Below are 21,004 nucleotides of genomic sequence, written 5' to 3'. Positions count from 1 at the left end.
AGAAGTTTATGAAGGATTATAAAACTGTTTATTTCGGATAGTGGATGTTGGATTTCCGAAATCAGAAATCCCAAATCTGAAATGGCTCGAAATCCTTCGTACACAACTAACACTAATTCAGTCACTCAATAAAAAAATCCCCCAAGGCAAGCCAAGGAGGATTTTTTTATAGTGTTTGATATTTCTTATTGATTCAAGAAATCACCTGAAGTAATTTGCGCCAAACCATCCAAAGGACGATTGTACAAATATCCATAAGTTGCATAGTTGGTACCATCTACCTCAACTTGGATATCCTTACGCAAGAATACAGATTCTGATTCATTTTCTGGATAAAACTCTTCGTATTCATCCAAAATTTTCACCAAACGAAGCGGGTTTGTCAATTTGTATAACTCACCAACAACTTTGTCAGATGCATCATCAGAAGGAACAATACCAGGGTATTCTCCGATGTTGAACATCTTTCCTTGGTAATTAGCCAAACCGATAAACTCAGAATTACGAGCAATCAATTTATGCAATTCGTTACCGTATCCTTTACGCAAAGTTCCGTAAACAAATAAGAATTCTTCTTTGTTTGGCTCAGGAAGTTTTGCCTCCTCTACCGACAATACTAAGTCTTCTTGTTCAACTACGGTACCTTCGTTAAGTACAATACGAGAAACTACACCTTCGAATGGAGACGATACGATCGATTCCATTTTCATGGCCTCGATAACATACAATGGAGCGTTTTTCTTCACTTCATCGCCTGGTTTCACCAAGATTCGACTCAAACGCCCTTGCAATGGCGCGCCGATATCTCCTTTGGCAGAAGCTTTAGCGTGCTGAGGACGTTCAATTTTGATATTTCTATCTAAAATCTTGATACGACGAGCCTGACCATTCAATTCGAAAGTAACTGTACGCAAACCTGATTCGTCTGGTTCTGAAGCATACAAGTATTTCACAATAATAGTTTTACCTTCGTCGATTGTGATTAAGATTTCTTCATCTTGCTTCAAGCCATAGAAGAATGCAGTCGTAGGAAGAGCTGATACATCGCCGTAATTTTGTTGAGCTTTGTAATAGTCTTCATATACTTTCGGATACATCTTATAAGAAAGATAATCCAAGAAACCTTCTTGATTTTCTGGGAACTTAGCTTGGAAATCAGCAAAATCCTTATCAAAATCAATTGGCGTAATATTATCGTTTGGACGACCTGTAATGGCAAGATCTCCTTTCAAGATAATTTCCTGTAATTGCTTAGGGAAACCACCATAAGGCTGACCAAGACCACCTTTGAAGAAGTCTTTTACAGATTCAGGGAAAGAAAGTGTTGCACCACGAGCATATACATCCTCAGCAGTTAAGCTATTGGCAGTCATAAAGATAGCCATATCTCCTACTACTTTTGAAGATGGTGTTACTTTTACGATGTCACCAAACAATTTGTTTGCCTCCACGTAGTTACGCTTCATCAATTCAAATTTATCACCCACACCCAAGGCAATCGCCTGACCACGCAAGTTGGTGTACTGACCACCAGGGATTTCGTTGTCATAAACCTCAGCAGTACCTGCTTTTAATTCAGATTCAAATGGATAATAGATTTGACGAATATCTTCCCAATAGTTAGAATATTGGTTCAATAAGCCTAAGTTCAATGGACAATCACGCTCGTTGCCTTGCATCATTGCCACCACTGAGTTGAAGTTTGGTTGAGCAGTCAAACCAGACATTGCACCTAATGAACAGTCAACTACATCGACACCTGCTTCAATAGCTTTCAAGTACGTAGCCGCTTGAATTGATGCTGTGTCGTGTGTATGCAAGTGTACAGGAATAGAAAGCGCCTTTTTCAACTCCGTAACCAAAGTTTGAGCTTGGTATGGTCTTAACAAACCAGCCATATCTTTGATACAAAGCATGTGAGCACCTTCGTCTTCCAACTGACGAGCCATGTCTAAGTAATACTGAAGTGTATATTTTTCGTTGTTGAAAATATCACCTGTATAACAAATAGAAGCTTCTGCGATAGAGTTGGTACGCTCACGAACGGCACGAATCGAAACTTTCATCGCTTCAACCCAGTTTAATGAGTCGAAGATACGGAACACGTCGATACCGTTTTCAGCAGATTTTTCTACAAATTTCTCAATCAAGTTATCAGGATATGCTGAGTAACCAACGGCATTGGAGCCACGGAACAGCATCTGCAACAACATATTTGGCATAGCCTCACGGAAAGCCTGTAAGCGTTTCCAAGGCGATTCGTTCAAGAAACGCATCGATACGTCGAAGGTTGCACCACCCCATACTTCCATTGAGAAGAGTTCAGGGAAGCTTTTGGCAAAACCTTCAGCCACAGCCAACATATCACGGGTACGAACACGAGTAGCCAAAAGCGACTGGTGACCATCACGGAAAGTAGTATCTGTATAAAGGATTTGTTTTTGATCTTTTACCCATTGTGCAAACTTGTCGGCACCCATCGAATCCAAACGTTGCTTATTACCCATTGGATATTCAGCATATTTGTCAAATGCCGGAACTACTGGCGTACGGAAAGTACGTTCGTTTTTCACTTTTACATCTGGGTTACCATTTACTACTACATCTCCTAAATAACGAAGAGCTTTTGTAGAACGGTCACGAGTCGGCGTAAAATTGAAAAGCTCAGGATGTGAGTCAATAAATTGTACCACACATTTTCCTTGTTGGAAAATAGGGTGCTGAATCACATTACGTAAGAATGGAATATTGGTTTTTACCCCACGAATACGGAATTCGGTAAGAGCACGCAACAAACGTTCAGAAGCGCCTTTCAAGGTACGACCTTTAGCCGAAACCTTTACGAGCATTGAATCGAAGTAAGGAGAAATTTTAACCCCTGGATACGACGACCCTTCATCCAAACGAATACCAAAACCAGCTGCATTGCGATATGCAATGATGGTACCAAAGTCAGGTTTGAAACCATTGGCAGGGTCTTCTGTAGTAATACGACACTGAATAGCATAACCTCTCAATGGAATATCCTCTTGGCGAAGGATATAAATATTCGGGTCAGAAAGGCGGTAGTTTTGAGCAATCAAAATTTGGGTACGCACAATGTCGATACCTGTTACCTCTTCTGTAATAGTATGTTCTACCTGAACGCGTGGGTTTACTTCGATAAAGTAGATATTCTCGTCTTTATCTACCAAGAACTCAACCGTACCAGCGTTGTAATAATTTACTGCTTTACCAATCGATAAGGCGTATTTGTACAACTTTTGTTTGGTTTCATCTTTCAAACCCACAGAAGGTGCTACTTCTACTACCTTTTGGAAACGACGTTGTACCGAACAATCACGCTCATAAAGGTGTACTAAATTGCCATGCTGGTCACCCAACAACTGCACCTCAATATGTTTTGGTTGGTCGATGAACTTCTCAATAAAGATAGTATCATCACCAAACGCATTTTTAGCTTCGTTTTTCGCTTCAGCGAAAGCTTTTTCTAAAGCTTCCTCTTCACGTACTACACGCATACCACGACCGCCACCACCGGCCGCAGCTTTTACCATTACAGGAAAACCAATACGACGAGCCTCTCTAAGTGCAATATCATACGATACTAGCTCCTCTTTCGAGTCTTCAATCATTGGTACTTCAGCCTTACGAGCAGCATCTTTGGCAGCTACCTTATCGCCCAAAGCATTCATTGCTTCTGGAGAAGGACCAACAAATTTGATTCCTTCTTCACGACAACGACGAGCCAATGTTACGTTTTCAGAAAGAAATCCATAACCTGGATGAATAGCGTCTATTTCTTTCTCCTTACATAACTTTATTAACCCCTCGATATCGAGATATGGTTTTAAAGGTTCGTCGTCCTTACCAATTTGATAAGCCTCATCCGCTTTGTATCTGTGAAGCGAATAACGATCTTCAAATGTGTAAACGGCAACCGTTCGGATACCTAACTCAGAGGCAGCACGCATAATACGGATAGCAATCTCACCACGGTTGGCGACAAGTAAGCTATTAATCGTTTGAACGTATGGTTGTGGCATTTTTTGAGTTTGTCAGTTTGGAGTTTAAAACAGTCAGGAATAAAAATAGATAAAAGGTACTCGTTGAACTACGCAAAATTCGCAATCGTGATTTCTTCTATCATTTACAAGATTAACAGAATAAAGAATTATTAATTCATACAAAAATCAAAAATAAATTGTGTATTTACCCAAACTTTCACAAGAAAATTTGGTCTATATTAGAAAGATGCAATTTTGTTTGGGTTAGATACAACTGATTGATTGTTATGCTAACTATTTCCATAACAAATCACCAATTTTTATCTTAAAAATAGTTAAATCGACAGGTCTACCTAAGTACTTCTCTCTATTTGTCTGCAACCTTTGGTTAAAATCTTGCATCTTAGGGTTAAAATCTAAAAATCTCTTTGAACCCACTATGAACTCAACATCCTCCTCTTCCAATCGAATTCCCTTAGTAGATGGCTTACGTGGTATTGCTCTTTTAGGCATCGTAATTGCTCATGCTTTAGGCTGGTTTATTGCTGGCTTTATTCCAGAGTCGGTATGGCAATCCTATCAAAATTCTTTACCCACTACCATTGTTAATTATTTTGATGGCATTTTTATTTCAGGGAAATTTTATACCTTTTTTTCTCTATTATTCGGCTTAAGTTTTTCTCTACAATTTACCAATAGAAAGGCAGATGATACGCACTTCGAATTAAGATTTCTCTGGCGACTCGCGTTGCTTTTTGTCATAGGCTTTATTCATCATATCCATTGGCGTGGCGATATATTGGGTATCTATGCTTTTTTAGGGATATTTCTATTACTGGCAAATTTGCTTTCAAATCGAGTGGTACTGATTTTAGCTATTTTAATGAGCCTCAATACGCCTATTTTAGTCATTCGGACTGTCGAATACTGGCACCCTTCGCCAAAAGTTTCTGAAGTCGTAGCCAAAAAAGAGCAAGAAAAATCGAATAAAGAACAGCTAAAAAACTTCCAAACGCTCAAGGCAGGTAGTTATACCCAAATTATTCAACAAAACTTTAAGGATTTTGCTTTCAAAGCCGATTTTCAGTGGAACTCTGGACGCATTTTTGTCACCTTTGGTTTTTTCCTTTTAGGATTGCTGGTGGGGCGTCTTCGTTTATTTGATCATTTTCAAGAATATAAAAAACAATTTAAGAAGGCAGTCTGGGCTTGTTTTATACTCAATATTGTCATTGTTACTTTTTTCATTACCCTTCAAGCCACTATTCCTTGGGACAAATTACCCTCTTGGTTCGGTATCCTCTCTGAACTTTTGTTTTCGATTCATTCTGCCACCATGACCCTAATGTATGTAGCAGGTTTCAGTTTATTACTGTCAAAAAGCTCATGGGAAGGTATTTTAAAACAACTTTCTTATGTAGGCAGAATGGCATTGACGAATTATTTACTCCAAAGTTTCGTAGGAATACTTCTTTTTTATGGTTTCGGATTGGGCTTGGCGGGAGACTTTAATCCTGCTTGGTGCTTATTAGGCGCTGTGGCAGTCTTTTTATTACAAATCTTACTGAGTAAATGGTGGTTGAGTCGATACTATTATGGTCCAATAGAATGGCTTTGGCGCTCGGCAACGTACGGAAAGTGGCAAAAAATGCCACGCCAATAAATCGTAATAGGGCAATCTGTCAGCGAATGGGTTTTTATTTACCTATCTTTTAAGTAAACTTGCAAGAATTTATCGAATAGCGTATCCAAGGATACAATATGTTTTCGGCAAAACCGAATCAAGAATCTCAAAAGAATATGGAACATCAAAAACCTGTTATAGGTATTACCTTAGGTGACTACAATGGCGTAGGTCCAGAAGTAATACTAAAAGCCCTAGCCAGTAACCGCATCCTCAAAATCTGTACACCCGTAATCTATGGATCGCAGCGTGTATTGAGCTATTACCGTAAAGTATTGGATTTGAAAGATTGGACTTTGCATAGTATCCCTGCCATCCAACAAATCAACTACAAAGTAACTAATGTGATTACCTGTTGGGACGACAAACAAACTGATGTAGAGCCAGGCAAAGTAACTCCCGAAGCTGGCGCTGCTGCTTTGGCTTGCTTGCAAAAAGCTACACAGGACTTGAAAGACGGGCACATTCAAGCTATCGTTACAGCTCCTATCAATAAGTATAATATCCAGTCGGAGGAATTTAAGTTTCCGGGACATACTGAGTTTTTTACAAGTGCTTTCGAAGCAAAAGACTCTTTAATGTTCTTGGTTTCTGAGCAAATCCGTGTTGGAGTAGTGACAGGACATATTCCATTAGGACGTGTGCGCTCACAAGTTACCCCAGAACGTATTACTCAAAAATTAACCATGATGATCGAATCATTGACCAATGATTTCGGGATTCAGAAACCTAAAGTTGCCGTATTAGGACTCAACCCTCATGCTGGCGAAGATGGCTTGTTGGGTAGCGAAGAAAAAGACGTTATCTCTCCTGTTTTAGAGCAATTTAAACAAAACGGTAACTTGGTTTTTGGACCATTTCCTGCTGATGGTTTCTTTGGCAATATGCAACATCGTCATTTCGATGCCATTTTGGCCATGTACCACGACCAAGGTTTGATTCCATTCAAATATATTGCCTTCGAAAATGGTGTAAACTTCACCGCAGGATTACCAGTAGTTCGTACTTCGCCCGACCACGGAACGGCTTATGGGATTGCAGGAAAAAATACAGCAAGCGAAAGTTCAATGCTTCAAGCGATTTATACAGCCATTGATGTTGTAAAAAACCGCAAAGAATCCGCTGTAGAAATAGAAGAAAAGTAAAACTTTTTCTTACTTTTGAAACAAAATTTAAAATACCCATGAACGTTAAGTTGATGGGTATTTAATTATGAAGAGGCTTAAACCTCAAACTATCTATCCAGTTATTACCAATAATCATTTAACTTAATCAATTTAGAGCAATGTTGAACGAACAAACATCTCGTCGTGACTTCCTCAGAACTAGTCTTTTGACAACTGCTGGCGCAGCACTTCTTTCGAACGATTTATTCGCAAATATTAAAAAAGGTGAAAAGAGCCACATTGGTGTCCAATTGTGGTCAGTACGTGAAGATGTTTCTAAAGACCCTAAAGCCGCTTTAGCTAAAATTGCTAAAATGGGTTATAAAAACGTAGAAGGTTTCGGATATTCAAATGGTAAATTCTTTGGCTTATCGGCAGACGAATATTTAAAAACCATGAATGACAATGGCTTAAAAATGCCATCTGCTCATAACATGATTACGTCAAAAGATGTCGTAAACGGTCAGCTTTCAGACAGCTACAAGCGTATGTTGGAAGATGCAGCCAAAGTTGGTCAGAAATACACTATCGTTCCTTACATGCTCGACGATGACCGTAATCAAGGTAAATTGATGGCTGATATTTTCAACAAAGCAGCAGAATATGCTAAAACGTTGAACTTGAAATTTGGCTATCACAACCACGATTTCGAATTCAAATCGCCAAATGGTGAAATGCTTTATACTACTTTATTAGACAATACAGAAAAACATATCGTATTTGAAATGGACTTGTATTGGGCAGTAGTAGCAGGTCAAAAACCAGCAGATTGGTTCAATAAATACAAAGGACGCTTCACACACGTACACGTAAAAGACCACGATCCAGTGAAAAACGTAAGTGTTGAAGTAGGTGAAGGAGATATCAACTTCCAAGAAATTTTCAACAAAAAAGACGTAGCAGGTATCAAATACTTTATCGTTGAACTTGAAGCATACAAGCGCACGCCAATGGAAGGTATCGAGATTAGTTTGAACAATTTGAAAAAATTGAAATTCTAATTCTGCTATTCTTAACAAGGATAATCATTTTAAATTGAGTGAATGGTGGTTAAGTAAATGTGTGATTATTTTTTCAATCAACATTTCAACGATAGATGATATAATACCTTGTATTCAAAGATGTGTCATTTAAAATTTTAGCATCCTCAAAAGCGGTCGAGAAAATTTCGACCGCTTTTTTGATTTATGAAAGATGCTTAGTTGAGCTTAACATGTATTCAGTATTAAAGTAGTTCTTAACCAAGGCTTCCATTTTGCGGGTGAATTTATTCCCCCGTGACAAAAATATTTAAACAGCTTCATTTGCAGGCTAGGAGATTGTATCTGTTTTCTCTATTATTCTCACAAAACTCGAAATGACTTGTGCTTTTATTTAGCCCTTACCTAAAAGCCCAAAGCCGATACCCAAAAGCCCCTTGCGCCCAACATATACCTATTTACCTACAAATATTTCGTTCAGAATGAAACCCACCGTAACTTTGATTCGTTTTACAATAAACTTGATTACAGTACATTTTAAGTTCTTTCTTTCTGATAGGACAAAGTAGATTAGATGAAGAAAAATATTTTGATTGCCGACGAAATGCACCTTAGCATTCATTCAATGCTAACAGAAATCGGAATGACTTATGATTATTTCCCAGAAATTTCTCGTGCAGAGTTGTTGGAAAAACTCAAAGACTACGATGGTTTGATTATTCGTAGCAAAACGAAGGTAGATATCGAAATGCTCGATACCGCTCCTGAGTTGAAGTTTATTGCTAGAGCAGGTGCTGGTCTCGACCTTATCGACGTCGCAGAAGCCGAGCGCAGAGGAATTATTATTTTTGCCGCCAATGAAGGTAACCGTGATGCTGTGGGCGAACATGTTATTGGGATGCTTCTATGTCTTTTCAATCATATCAATACTGCTGATGTAGAGGTTCGTCACAAAATCTGGAAGCGAGAAGCCAATCGTGGCATCGAACTCATGGGTATGACTGTTGGATTGATTGGATATGGAAATATGGGCAGTTCGGTAGCAAAAAGATTATCAGGATTTGGGGTAAAGGTATTGGCTTATGACAAATACAAAAGTAATTTTAGTGACCAATATGCCCAAGAAGCCACATTGGAGGAATTGTTTGAGCAGGTAGATGTCTTAAGTCTTCACGTGCCATTAACCTCTGAAACCAAAATGATGGTGAATACAGACTTTATCAATTCGTTTCAGAAACCATTCTTTTTGGTAAATACAGCTCGTGGAGAGGTAGCTTCGGTTTGTAATATTGTGGAAGCCTTAAACTCTGGGAAGTTAAGAGGAGCATGTTTGGATGTTTTGGAAAATGAAAAAATGTCTCAACTCAGTGCTGAGCAAGAAAGTTATTACGAAGCACTTTTCCAGAAAAAAAATGTCATTCTTACGCCTCATATTGGTGGGTGGACTCATGAGAGCTATGTGAAGATTAATGAGGTATTGATTGATAAGATTAAAGAAATCCATTCTCATAATTAGCACAACAATATTTTTTAAGTAAAAACCTAAAGTGTCGACTCAATTTTACTCAAGTCGACACTTCAGATTTCTATTTCGAATATTATTTTGTACGATTACACTATAGCGAATTTCCTTCAAACAATTTCGACTTAAATCAGTTAGTGAAGTATGAAAACTTCATTAGCTGATTTTGATTTTTTGGAACCTACTACATTTATCATTACCTGTATTACTATGTTTTTTGTGGTAATGATTCGGTATTTTATTCTTTCAGGATTTTTCCATAGTTATTTCTATTTGTGGAAAAAAGAAGAATGGAAACTTCGCAAAATCAATGCAAAGGCCTATCCTCCAGAACAGTTTAAAAAAGAAATAACTTGGTCTACGCTAACAGCAATCTTATTTTCTGTTATTGGAGCATTCACAGCCGTACTTTGGCAAAAAGGCTATACACAATTATATACAGACTTACATTGGTACGATGTAGTTTGGTTCCCATGCAGCATAGTCATCTCAATGCTTATTCATGAAACATATTACTATTGGGTTCACAGATGGATGCATCATCCAAAAATCTACCATCTTGTCCACAAAGTCCATCATGACAGCAAAATTACCTCCGCTTGGACAGCCTTCTCATTTCATCCAATTGAAGGTCTTTTGGAAGCACTTATTATGCCAGTCATTATTTGTATCATTCCTATGCATATTTATGCCGCAACGGTTCATCTAACCATTATGACGATTACGGCGGCTATCAATCACTTAGACATTGAGATTTATCCTAAAACAAAATGGGGTAATTGGTTGGGGAAAATCATGATTGGAGCTACACATCATAGTCATCATCACAAGTATTATCGTTATAACTTTGGTTTGTACTTTACCTTTTGGGATAAAATTGGTAAAACCGAAAGCCCGAAATTTCAAAAAGAATTTGAAGAAAGAGCATAAAAAAGGAGACGATAAACGTCTCCTTTCACAGTGTGGTAATAATAATTGTAATATAAAATCTTAGTAGTTATAGTGAGTACGAACTAAGCCTCTATAGCCTCTTTCTTGCAACCACATAACTCTTTCTGATGCAGATTCTTTTGTATGGAATTCACCGAAGAGAATACGATACACTTTACCCATTTCTTTTTGACCTACTTGAACAAAAATTTCTTCAGGTGACAAACCTAATTTCACAAGTTCGTCATACATATCATGAATTTTGTTTAAGCTTGTCAAAGCTGTTACTTGCACAGCAAAACCTCTTGGCGATTTTACGGTACCGTTGATATCATAAGTTCTATCTTCAGAGAATGCCGTCGAGTAGCTACTTGGAGAAGTTGCCGCTACTGAAGCCTGAGGCATCAATGAGGTAGGTTGTACAGGCACTCTATCTTGAGTACTTGCTGCAATATCATAATCTCTATAAATATTTACCTGAGAGGCAGGTCTAGCATTCAACACTTCAACTCTTACTTGAGCTTTGCCACTTGCAATCATACCCAAACGAGAAGCAGCTTCTCTTGACAAATTCAACAGTTTGCCTTCTTCTTCACAACGACAATAATCATTTACGCGTACATCAACCGTGCGGTTATTTTCGAGGTTTGTTACTCTCAAAACCGTGTTTAGAGGATACTTTGAATGCGAAGCTGTAAGCTGTGCATCATCATAGCGCTCTCCATAAGACGTTAAATTTCCAGTTAAATTTTTACCGTAATATTTTGCAATCCCTTCTTCTACTACATTATTTCCATAAGAACCACTATACTCAGAATTTTGAGCTTTTGTAACCATCAAACCACCTTGAACTAAAATAAGGAAAGCGGATGCGATTAATTTTTTCATAATTGTTATTCAGATTATGTGTTTATTTTCAGATGTGTTTTAAGAAACGCAGTGCTAATACTCGATGAAACCCTCGAAATTTGAAGCAAATGTATAAAATGTCTATTATAAAGTTTATACAATTTTCAACAAAAATCATGCCAGCATTAATATATCTTAGCTAAGCTTAAGCATAATAAGGCTTTAATTCAAAATTAAACAGATAAAAGCCTCAAAAAACTTATGAATTGGAGATTTCATGAACCAATTCAGGGTTTCTCTGGTATTTCAAATTCTATGTTTTGTCCAACTTTCAGGCAAAACATTATACTTTATAAATGTGTGAAGTAAGGAGATATGAGATTTGAGTGGCTTACTAAAAAGAATTTGTCTTTTTCAAAGATTTATACTTACCTAGGCTTGATATTCAAACTCTTTCTATAAAATATTGTAAGTCCTTGTTTATTTACTAGCTTATATCGTGCCAAACTTTTGTAAAACTCAAAATTTTATTAAAAAAACTTGTTTTACTTTTAGATTTTAGATTTCGACAATTAGAAATATATTTGTATAGGCGCTATCAAGGCATTGCTTGTGTCAATCTTTGGTATTGCTCTACTATTAAATAACATTTTTATAAACAAAAACATTCTGTGTATCTAGAGTAAGTTTTGAACAATGTGTTGGAGATCTCAGCTTGCCGAAATGATAATTATCTAATAATCAGCCTTTAATCTCTTAACTCATTTTTCTTCATTGTTATTTAGGTACCAAAACCATTTTCCCATTTTAGAACAAATAGCTATGGCTAAGACAAAACAATCTTCAAAAAAACCACAAAACGGACAGAGTCGAGTAATTATCGAACGTGTAACTCCTGAAATCGATGGAGGACGTTTTGCTATTAAAGCTGTACAAGGGGATACCATTCATGTAGAGGCTGACGTTTTTTTGGATGGTCACGATATTCTCGCAGCAAGATTGCTCCATAAGCGCAACAATGCCAAAGACTGGATTGAAACCCCTATGTATTTTATCAATAACGACCGCTATGGGGCATCGTTTGGGGTCGAAGACAATGGTTTGTACGAATACACCGTTGAAGCATGGGTAGACCATGCCGCTAGCTGGGAGCACGAAATCAGCATGAAAATCAAGGATGGACAGCATGTCAATATTGAACTACTCGTAGGTGCTAATTTATTAGATTATATGGCAACAGTAGCTTCAGCCTCGGACAAGCCGCTGATTGAACATGCGGCAAGCCTATTCCGTAATCCTGAAGAATACCAACATGCTATTGAGTTTGCCACAGGAGCTACCATGCATGATTGGATTCAGTTATACCCTAATAAAAAGTATGTTAGTACTTACAAGACACTCAAACTTTGGGTTGACCGTGAAAAAGCTGCTTTTTCTTCTTGGTATTCGATGTTTCCTCGCTCTGCGGCCTCGAAAAAAGGTGTTCATGGGACATTCAAAGATGTTGAAGAAAATGTAATTCCTCGTATCAAATCGCTTGGGTTTGATGTGTTGTATATCCCTCCTATTCACCCAATTGGACATCAGTTTAGAAAAGGGAAAAACAACTCGACCACCTGTGAACCTGGCGAACCTGGAGTTCCCTACGGTATTGGTTCTGAGTTGGGCGGTCATACAGCAATTCTTTCAGAATTAGGCACCTTGGATGATTTGAAACATCTGATTCAGACTTGTAAAGAAAATGGTATTGAATTAGCTACCGATTTGGCCATTCAATGTTCTCCTGATCACCCTTATACTAAAGAACATCCAGAGTGGTTTAAGGTTCGTCCTGATGGCACCATTCAGTATGCCGAGAATCCTCCTAAGAAATATCAAGATATTTATCCTATTAATTTTGAGTCAGAAAACTGGGAAGCACTGTGGGATGAATTGAAAAATGTCATCATGACTTGGGCAGAATGGGGTATCCGTCTTATTCGTGTAGACAATCCACATACCAAATCATTTAATTTCTGGGAGTGGGTTATTGCAGAAGTGCAAGCCGTATATCCAGACATGATTTTCTTGGCAGAGGCATTTACTAAGCCAAAAGTAATGGCGCAACTTGCCAAATTGGGTTATGCCCAATCATATACCTATTATACTTGGCGCAATAACAAAGCCGAATTGACGGATTATATGATGGAGTTGACGCATACCGAACAGAAATATTATATGCGTCCCAACTTTTGGCCAAATACCCATGATATTTTGCCATGGTGCTTGCAAGGTGGTTTAGAACCGATGTTTATCACACGTTATTTTATGGCAGCTACGCTTTCGGCTAATTATGGTATTTTCGGACCTGTATTTGAAAGCATGAACCACGAAGCAAATCCTGGAAAAGAAGAATATCGTAATTCGGAGAAATACGAAATCAAGCATTGGGATTGGTCTTTTGAAAATAAATTGACCCATATTATTCGTTTGACTAACCAAGCTCGTGTCGAAAACTCGGCTTTGCAACGCACCAATAACATTACTTTCTGTCAAATTGAAAATGACCAAGTATTAGCGTATCTAAAAACTCATGCAAATGGCAACCGTATTTTATGCGTTGTAAACTTAGACCCTTACAATCGCCAAGGAGGTGTAGTGAGAGTACCACTTTCGCAAATCCATAAGCATCAAGACCAAGAATATGTCGTTCATGATTTGTTGACAGGAGCCAAATATCACTGGAAAGGCGAATATAATTTTGTGGATCTTGACCCTCATATTATGCCAATGCACTTGTTCAGAATTGAAGATATATAGTTGCTGTTTTCTTCTCAGGTTAGTGAGTAAAATTAAAATGATTTTACCTGCTCTAGGCTTTATGCTGTAAGCTAAATGTTGAAAGGCATTTCTCGTGAAATAACGAAAGCTTTTTTGCCTAATGCCTTAGGCTTAAAATCTAAAGCATAATATGGCAATCTTATGTTGCATTACTACTTAGGTGTTTAGTATCAAATCCCTCTCGGAAATTGCTTATTACTACCTAAGTATATTAAGAAATTATTAAGCCCAACTTCATACCTTAAGAAGTTGGGCTTATTTTTGGTTAAAATCATAAGCAAAAATACAGATACAATTGCATAGAGCCATTTTTTGAAACAATTCGGTTTACAATCGATTTCATAAAAATACTTGTCAAAAAATGATTTATTAATAAAAAAAATAATTAAATTTCTATTCCTAGGCTTAATTCAGATAAATTTCAGCTGTAAAGTTATCTCCAAACCAATATGACCATTTGAATATGATAATAACACATACTCTCTATCCAGCTCAATTATTCTTACCAAAATCCTCCTGTTTTTTCGGTAAAAAACGGCAATAGCTAGCCCTCTAATATTTCACTTTTTCTTAAAATCTCCATATTTCATTATGTGAGACTGGATAAATTTTGCCCAATGTTAAGAATAAATCAAGTTGACTTAATGATTTATTTACAGCCTCTCGGTTTTGATGGGATAACTTGCGCCTCCAAATTAAGCATTGGTGAATGCTAGAGACAGGATACTCGTGATTTTCTATAATTCTAAAAAGTATACAACATCCTGATACTCATACTTATCAACCCAATTTTATCATGAACAAACTCTACTCTCAGAGTCTTACCAGCAAACTAGCCGCTGGTTTGCTATTAGGTGTTTGTGTGGGGCTTTCGCCCACACCGCTTCATGCTCACAACCGTGCAGCATTATCTAATTACAGCTTAGAAAAATTAATGACTAGTGAAATTCCTGTAAAAGGAAAAGTCATTGATGCCACAACTAACGAACCGCTTATTGGTTGTTCGGTTGCAGTGAAAGGTAGCAAGCGTGGTGTAAATACCGACGCAAAAGGGAATTTTGCATTGAATGTTGACGAAAAGGCAACTTTGGTCATCACTTTTGTAGGATACGAAAGACAAGAAATAGCGGTAAATGGCCGTACACAAATAGAGGTTTCGTTAAAATCAACTGCGTCTGACTTAGAACAAGTTGTTGTTGTAGGTTATGGTAGTACCACGAAAAAAGATGTAACAGGTTCGGTAAAATCATTGAAAAGTGCCGAATTTAACCAAGGAATTATCAACACTCCTGAATCTTTATTACAAGGTAAAGTATCTGGGGTAAACGTAACTTCAGCGAGTGGTGAACCAGGTGGTACACAAAACATTACGGTTCGTGGACCAGGTGGTGTTCGTACAGGTAGTACTCCATTGTTTGTAGTTGATGGAATGGCGCTTGATAACTCGTCAACAGGTGGTGCAACCAACCCTTTGACATTTATGAACCCTCAAGACATTGAGTCTATCGACGTATTGAAAGATGCATCAGCTACGGCTATCTATGGATCAAGAGGTGCCAATGGGGTTATTTTGATTACTACTAAAAAAGGAAAATCAGGATTCTCTTCGTTGACATATTCTGCTAGCTACGGTTTGTCTACTATGGCTCGTCCGTTGAATGTATTTACAGCTGATGAATATCGTAAGCAAGTAGTAGCTGTTGGTGGTGTATTAGAAGATTTTAAAGGCAATACCGACTGGCAAAAACAAATCAGCCGTACTGCTGTGACACAAAACCATAACTTATCTTTTGGTGGTGGTGCTGACAAATTGACTTATTATGGTTCATTTGGTATCCAGAATCAAGAAGGTATTATCAAAAATAGCCAGTTGAATCGTTACTCTGGTCGTTTGAATGTTACGCAAAAACTATTAAAAGACCGTTTGACTGTTGATGTAAACTTAAATGCGTCACAGACCTACAACGAACGTCCTCCAATCGGATCTGTGTTGGGTAGTGCTATTTCTACAAACCCAACGATTCCTGCTTATGACGCCAATGGCAATATCTATTTGTACCAATCAGGTACAAACCCATTGTTGGCTTTAAAGTTGGAGAAAGATGCAACAACCACTACCAGACTTTTGGGGAATATCTCTCCTTCATTGAAAATTACAGACCACTTAACGTACAAACTTAACTTCGGGATTGACTATTCAAGCGCACACCGTGATTTGCAATCCTTGGCTAACGCTGTACCACAACAAGATGGTCGTTTGGAATCGATTGACACTTGGAATACTAACCGCTTGATTGAAAACTATTTGACTTATAACAGAAACATTGGCAAAGACCATACTTTATCGATGTTGGTGGGTCACTCTTATCAAAGATTCTACTTCCAAGGTCGTGGTTATAGTATCAATAAATTCCCTATTACTGACCTTGAGCCAATTTATAACCCAGGCTTAGGACAAGAATTGACTTTGGCAAACAACAAGCCTTATGGTTATGCGACTATCAACGAATTACAATCATTCTTTGGTCGTGTAAATTACTCATACAAAGACAAGTATTTGTTGACAGCAACAGTTCGTGCTGACGGTTCATCAAAATTTGGTGCTAACAATAAATACGGGGTATTCCCATCATTCTCGGCAGGTTGGAGAATTTCTGAAGAGGAATTCATGAAAGGTTCGGCTGTAAGCAACTTAAAGCTAAGAGCTGGTTGGGGTAGAACAGGTAACCAAGAAATTCCTTCAAAAATTACTCAAGCACGCTTTACTTCAGTGGTTTCTGGAACAACATCTTATCCTTTGGATGAGTCGTCTACCTACCCTGCTGGTACTTCATATACTCGTTTGGCTAACCCGAATATTCAGTGGGAACAGTCTACACAAACTGACTTAGGTTTAGATTTCGCATTTTTGAATGGTGCTTTGAGTGGTACAATCGATGCTTTCCACAAAGTTTCTGGTGATATTTTGTTAGAAGTAATTCCTTCTGACCCAGTACAACCAGCAGGTACATTCTGGACAAACGTGAAGGATATGACTATCACCAACAAAGGTTTGGAATTAGAATTGAACTACCGTCATTCTACGAAACAAGGTTTGACTTACGAATTTGGTGGAAACATTACTTTCATCAGCAACGTAGTAAACAAATCACCTTACTCGGTAATTCCTTCTGGTTCGGCTTCAGGTTCTGGTTTGACTTCAGCTACTATCAATGGTTATGTAAATGGTCAACCTATCGGTACATTCTTCTTGAAAGAATTTATTGGTTTGGATGACAAAGGTTTGAGTAAATACAGAGATGTTGACGGTGATGGTATCGTTACTGACAACGACCGTATTGCAGCAGGAACAGCTTTACCAAACAAACAATATAACTTCTTTGGTCGTGTGAGCTACAAAGGTTTTGATTTGGCGGCTAACTTTAATGGCGTATCTGGAAACAAAATTTATGACAACACAGCTAACGCAAACTTCTACAAATTGCGTCTTTCAAAAGGAATCAATACTACACCAGAGGTATTAGCATTCCCGAATGAGTCTGTTAACAACTCAGCTCCAGTATCGACAAGATTCTTGAAAGATGGCGCATTTTTACGTTTGAATAACCTTGCATTAGGTTACACATTCGATACCAAAAAGCTAGGAATCAACGAATGGATTTCGGGCTTGAGATTATCAGTAACTGGTCAAAACTTATTCGTAATTACCCAATACAATGGTTATGACCCAGAAGTAAACACCGACCGTACTATCAACGGTATTACTTCTTATGGTATCGATTATTTAAGTTATCCAAAAGCAAGAACGGTTGTATTTGGACTTAACGTAACATTCTAATTTTCTAAAGAAACATGAAAAAACCAGTTATATTCCTTTCATTGTTAGCTTCTTTGATAGCAAGTCAAAGTTGTACTAACCTCGAAGAACAAGTACTAGACGAATCTTTTTCTCCGAGTATTTCTTATGCTGATATTGCTAATGGTACTTTAGCACCAGTATATGCTTTATTGCCAAGTGTTTTTTTACATACTAACTATTTTGCTATTCAAGAAATCTCTACAGACGAGGCTATTTTGCCTTACCGTGGAGGTACAGACTGGGGTGACAATGGTATTTATTTAGCCTTGCACCAGCATACACAAACCAGTACAGATCCAAACTTGAAAAACACTTGGAACTTTATTCTTCAAGGTATTTCTCGTTCGGTTTCAGCTATCAATGAGTTTCAAGGCAAAACCGATGCAACTTCTCAGTTGTACTTGGCAGAATCACGTGGTATGCGTGCCTATTACTCAATGTTGACTTTGGATTTGTTTGGTGTTGTTTTTGTAAAAAATAGTGTTGGTGAAACTTCGAAAGTAATCCGTGGTGCAGAAGCAGTAGAATATATCAAATCAGAATTGTTGGCGGTTGAACCAAACCTTTCAACTACAGTAGGTCCTGGTCGTTTGAACAAAGCTGCTGCTTGGGGTTTATTGGCTCGCTTGTACTTAAATGCTGCTGTTTATCGTAATGTGACAGCACAGACTGTAACTTTCTCAAATGACGATTTGGACAAAGTAATTGAGTACACTGATAAAATTATTAACTCAAATCAGTACCAATTATCACCAGATTATTTCTCAATTTTCAATAGCGATAACCATAGCAACAAAGAAATTGTCTTTGCTGTTGACCAACGTGCTGAGTTGAATGGTCATAACCGTTTGGCGTACTTCTCGTTGTCGGGTGATCAATTCCCATTGCCAGCATTCCCTGCGGCGAATGGTACTGATGGACCAGCCATTACTTCTGATTTCTATCGTACTTGGGTAAATGCTTATGGCTCACAAGACCCTAGCGTTGACCCACGTTTTTACAAGCAAAACCTTTCGATTTACTCAAACCCTGCTGACTCATGTGTAACGGCTGAGAGCTTTAATATCAACCGTGGTATTTTGCGTGGTCAACAATATGGTTTGATTCGTAAAAATGGGGTATTCTTGAAATGTCCAGATGGAAAAATGAAGGTAGGTAAACTTTACAATGACACTCGTAACCGTCCGACTACTCCAGTAATCTTTACGGAAAAAGTAGACTTTACAGTAGCAGGTTCTGATTACTCAACTGGTTACCGTGTTGAAAAATACGAATTCTCGAAGAAATCTTCTTCAGGTCGTAACTTAGGAGATGCTGATATTGTAATCTTACGTTTGGCAGATGTGTATTTGATGCGTGCTGAAGCAAAATTGCGTAAGAGTAACGATGCCGCTTCGGCTTTGGCAGATGTTAATACGGTTCGTGCATCTAGAAAAGCTGCAACACCTCCTCCAGCTTTGACAAGTATATCATTAGACTTATTGTATCGTGAAAGAGGTTTTGAGTTTTACTGGGAAATGCTTCGCCGTACAGATATGATTCGTTTTGGTAAATACGAAGATACTTGGACTGAAAAAACAAATACAGACCGTAACAAACGTATTTTCCCAATTCCACAAACAGCCATCGACGGTGCATCTAACCTTCCAGGCTACTTAGTGCAGAATCCATCATACTAATTATTTCGGATTGTAGATTTTTGAATTCGGATTTCATGAACACCCTTTTCTAAAAAGTTTAGAGAAGGGTGTTTTTTTATGCTGCTACTATGTTAGAATGCTGATACCTTTTAATCCGAAATCAGCCATCTCAAATCTGCAATCTCATTGGTTGTTATAATAGGTAAAATCCTTTGTGATTTTACCATTTTGTAAGGTAAAAATCGTGCAAATGGGTAGCTCAAAAGTATTGCTTGGCATGGAGCCTTTCGAGATAAACTCTACTATGATATGGTTCGAATCTGAAGGATAAACACTAATAACACTGTCCCGAATATCTGGAAACATTTTGGCTAGTTCGGTATATTTAGCAATAGTTTGCTGCTGTGATTGCTTCACAGTACCATTACCAAAAGAGGGGTCCTTAAAATCTGCTGAGTCGACATACATCGCTGCCATTGACTTAAAATCATGGCGGTTAAAGTGTTCAAAGTAGGTTTTGACAAAGGCCTCTGCTTTTTGTTTATTAGAATCTTCTTTTTGAGATTGACAGCCCAAAAGGGTAGTTACCAATAGAGTTACAAATAGATTTTTCATAGCAATAAAGGTTTATGTGGAGGGTATGTAAATGATGAGATGAAGATATTATCTAAGAAGTTTGCAACTAAAATACCTGATTATCAATACTATTCCAAATCACATCTGGTTACTCACAAACGCAATAACCTGTGCAGCAGGAATCAAAAGTGCTTGCGCCAATACCGTTCCCAATAACCTTGAAATCATCATAAAAGAGATATTGAAACGAAATCGGCTCTCGCTTATTTCTTTTGACATAAATTGGTCAGTCAAAATAGACAAATATGGATCGATAAAAACAAACAAAATGATTGTAGAAAACCCATTGATTAGTGCGGACAAATTACTGGCGGTACTTCTATAGGTAGGGTTCAAATATCCTGCATAAACTGAAGCAATAACCCCAACAGAAAGAATGGCTGTAGCCAGCATATTGAGAATAAAAATCTTCCAAGGATAATTTTCTTGTCCTTGCAACATCCTCCAATTAGTCCATTGTGGCAGAACAGAGTAAGATTTGACCTTTTGCCAAAATTGTTCTTTTCTTAGAAAGCTTTCCATCATTTTCCCGAAAGTCTTTACCTGATAAAACTCCAAAATCGCACGGTGGAATATTCGCTGGACACTCGGAGTCAGTACTATGCCGATGACCGTGGCTATGGTAAACGACAACAATATCATCCTAAAAATAAGTGTTGTATTATCCAAATCGGCATCAATGGTTTTCTCTACATAGTTGGCAAGTAATGGGGCTTGAAAACCATTAGCAGTTCTAGAAATTACATTGAGAATATTGAAGAGCGAAAATGCCAAAGCTATCTTGCCTGTACGAATGCCAGCAATACGTGCAGCAAAAGAAAAGGTGGCAATCAGGTTTATTACAAGGTTTAAAACTAAAATAATAATCACTATTTTCATCTGAAGAACTGGTTAGAAATTTAAAAAGGGAT

12 protein-coding genes are annotated in these 21,004 nt (G+C 37.8%); 8 read left to right on the top strand and 4 right to left on the bottom strand.

Annotated elements, in window-relative coordinates; genetic code table 11:
• Positions 1-185: 185 nt before the first annotated feature.
• On the bottom strand, positions 186-4,046 hold the full coding sequence (locus QM481_RS22955; RefSeq protein ID WP_283383510.1) for a pyruvate carboxylase: 3,861 nt from the start codon (positions 4,044-4,046) through the stop codon (positions 186-188).
• 400 nt (positions 4,047-4,446) lie between these two features.
• On the opposite strand from QM481_RS22955, the gene QM481_RS22950 reads away from it, so the two are divergent.
• The 5 genes from QM481_RS22950 (at position 4,447) to QM481_RS22930 (ending at position 10,289) form a co-directional block, all read left to right on the top strand.
• The gene (locus tag QM481_RS22950; protein WP_283383509.1) at positions 4,447-5,670 is read left to right on the top strand and encodes a DUF418 domain-containing protein; all 1,224 of its coding nucleotides are present in this window, start codon (positions 4,447-4,449) and stop codon (positions 5,668-5,670) included.
• A gap of 98 nt (positions 5,671-5,768) precedes the next feature.
• Complete coding sequence (pdxA, locus tag QM481_RS22945; protein ID WP_283383508.1) at positions 5,769-6,836, top strand: 4-hydroxythreonine-4-phosphate dehydrogenase PdxA; 1,068 nt, start codon at positions 5,769-5,771, stop codon at positions 6,834-6,836.
• 140 nt (positions 6,837-6,976) lie between these two features.
• Positions 6,977-7,858 (top strand): TIM barrel protein, encoded by an 882-nt coding sequence (locus QM481_RS22940; RefSeq protein ID WP_166549236.1) that lies wholly within the window; start codon positions 6,977-6,979, stop codon positions 7,856-7,858.
• Positions 7,859-8,411: 553 nt separating this feature from the next.
• Complete coding sequence (locus tag QM481_RS22935; RefSeq protein WP_283383507.1) at positions 8,412-9,353, top strand: NAD(P)-dependent oxidoreductase; 942 nt, start codon at positions 8,412-8,414, stop codon at positions 9,351-9,353.
• A gap of 150 nt (positions 9,354-9,503) precedes the next feature.
• Entirely contained in the window at positions 9,504-10,289 is a 786-nt protein-coding gene (locus QM481_RS22930; protein ID WP_283383506.1) for a sterol desaturase family protein, read from the top strand.
• A 60-nt stretch (positions 10,290-10,349) separates the two neighbouring features.
• Here QM481_RS22930 and QM481_RS22925 read toward each other — a convergent pair whose 3' ends face one another.
• Positions 10,350-11,177, bottom strand: coding sequence for a septal ring lytic transglycosylase RlpA family protein (locus QM481_RS22925; protein ID WP_283383505.1), 828 nt, complete (start codon positions 11,175-11,177; stop codon positions 10,350-10,352).
• Between the two features lie 783 nt (positions 11,178-11,960).
• On the opposite strand from QM481_RS22925, the gene QM481_RS22920 reads away from it, so the two are divergent.
• The 3 genes from QM481_RS22920 (at position 11,961) to QM481_RS22910 (ending at position 19,496) form a co-directional block, all read left to right on the top strand.
• A complete protein-coding gene (locus tag QM481_RS22920) occupies positions 11,961-13,937 on the top strand; it encodes an alpha-1,4-glucan--maltose-1-phosphate maltosyltransferase (protein WP_283383504.1) in 1,977 nt (658 codons plus the stop codon).
• A gap of 955 nt (positions 13,938-14,892) precedes the next feature.
• Complete coding sequence (locus tag QM481_RS22915; protein ID WP_283383523.1) at positions 14,893-17,796, top strand: SusC/RagA family TonB-linked outer membrane protein; 2,904 nt, start codon at positions 14,893-14,895, stop codon at positions 17,794-17,796.
• Positions 17,797-17,810: 14 nt separating this feature from the next.
• Entirely contained in the window at positions 17,811-19,496 is a 1,686-nt protein-coding gene (locus QM481_RS22910) for a RagB/SusD family nutrient uptake outer membrane protein (RefSeq protein WP_283383503.1), read from the top strand.
• 144 nt (positions 19,497-19,640) lie between these two features.
• Here the strand turns inward: QM481_RS22910 and QM481_RS22905 are convergent, their stop codons facing one another.
• Both QM481_RS22905 and QM481_RS22900 read right to left on the bottom strand, forming a co-directional pair.
• The gene (locus QM481_RS22905; RefSeq protein ID WP_283383502.1) at positions 19,641-20,072 is read right to left on the bottom strand and encodes a nuclear transport factor 2 family protein; all 432 of its coding nucleotides are present in this window, start codon (positions 20,070-20,072) and stop codon (positions 19,641-19,643) included.
• 99 nt (positions 20,073-20,171) lie between these two features.
• Positions 20,172-20,972 (bottom strand): lipid II flippase Amj family protein, encoded by an 801-nt coding sequence (locus tag QM481_RS22900; protein ID WP_283383501.1) that lies wholly within the window; start codon positions 20,970-20,972, stop codon positions 20,172-20,174.
• Between the last annotated feature and the right edge of the window lie 32 nt (positions 20,973-21,004).

This window comes from Flectobacillus rivi, assembly GCF_030056655.1.
Taxonomy (GTDB): Bacteria; Bacteroidota; Bacteroidia; order Cytophagales; family Spirosomataceae; genus Flectobacillus; species Flectobacillus rivi.
The sequence above is the reverse complement of the archived record's forward strand: the minus strand, read 5'-3'. Positions and strand labels throughout refer to the sequence as shown.

Coding starts and splice junctions, on each gene's coding strand:
- QM481_RS22955 (WP_283383510.1), bottom strand. CDS start 4,046: ATGCCACAACCATACGTTCAAACGATTAATAGCTTACTTGTCGCCAAC.
- QM481_RS22950 (WP_283383509.1), top strand. CDS start 4,447: ATGAACTCAACATCCTCCTCTTCCAATCGAATTCCCTTAGTAGATGGC.
- pdxA (WP_283383508.1), top strand. CDS start 5,769: ATGTTTTCGGCAAAACCGAATCAAGAATCTCAAAAGAATATGGAACAT.
- QM481_RS22940 (WP_166549236.1), top strand. CDS start 6,977: ATGTTGAACGAACAAACATCTCGTCGTGACTTCCTCAGAACTAGTCTT.
- QM481_RS22935 (WP_283383507.1), top strand. CDS start 8,412: ATGAAGAAAAATATTTTGATTGCCGACGAAATGCACCTTAGCATTCAT.
- QM481_RS22930 (WP_283383506.1), top strand. CDS start 9,504: ATGAAAACTTCATTAGCTGATTTTGATTTTTTGGAACCTACTACATTT.
- QM481_RS22925 (WP_283383505.1), bottom strand. CDS start 11,177: ATGAAAAAATTAATCGCATCCGCTTTCCTTATTTTAGTTCAAGGTGGT.
- QM481_RS22920 (WP_283383504.1), top strand. CDS start 11,961: ATGGCTAAGACAAAACAATCTTCAAAAAAACCACAAAACGGACAGAGT.
- QM481_RS22915 (WP_283383523.1), top strand. CDS start 14,893: ATGACTAGTGAAATTCCTGTAAAAGGAAAAGTCATTGATGCCACAACT.
- QM481_RS22910 (WP_283383503.1), top strand. CDS start 17,811: ATGAAAAAACCAGTTATATTCCTTTCATTGTTAGCTTCTTTGATAGCA.
- QM481_RS22905 (WP_283383502.1), bottom strand. CDS start 20,072: ATGAAAAATCTATTTGTAACTCTATTGGTAACTACCCTTTTGGGCTGT.
- QM481_RS22900 (WP_283383501.1), bottom strand. CDS start 20,972: ATGAAAATAGTGATTATTATTTTAGTTTTAAACCTTGTAATAAACCTG.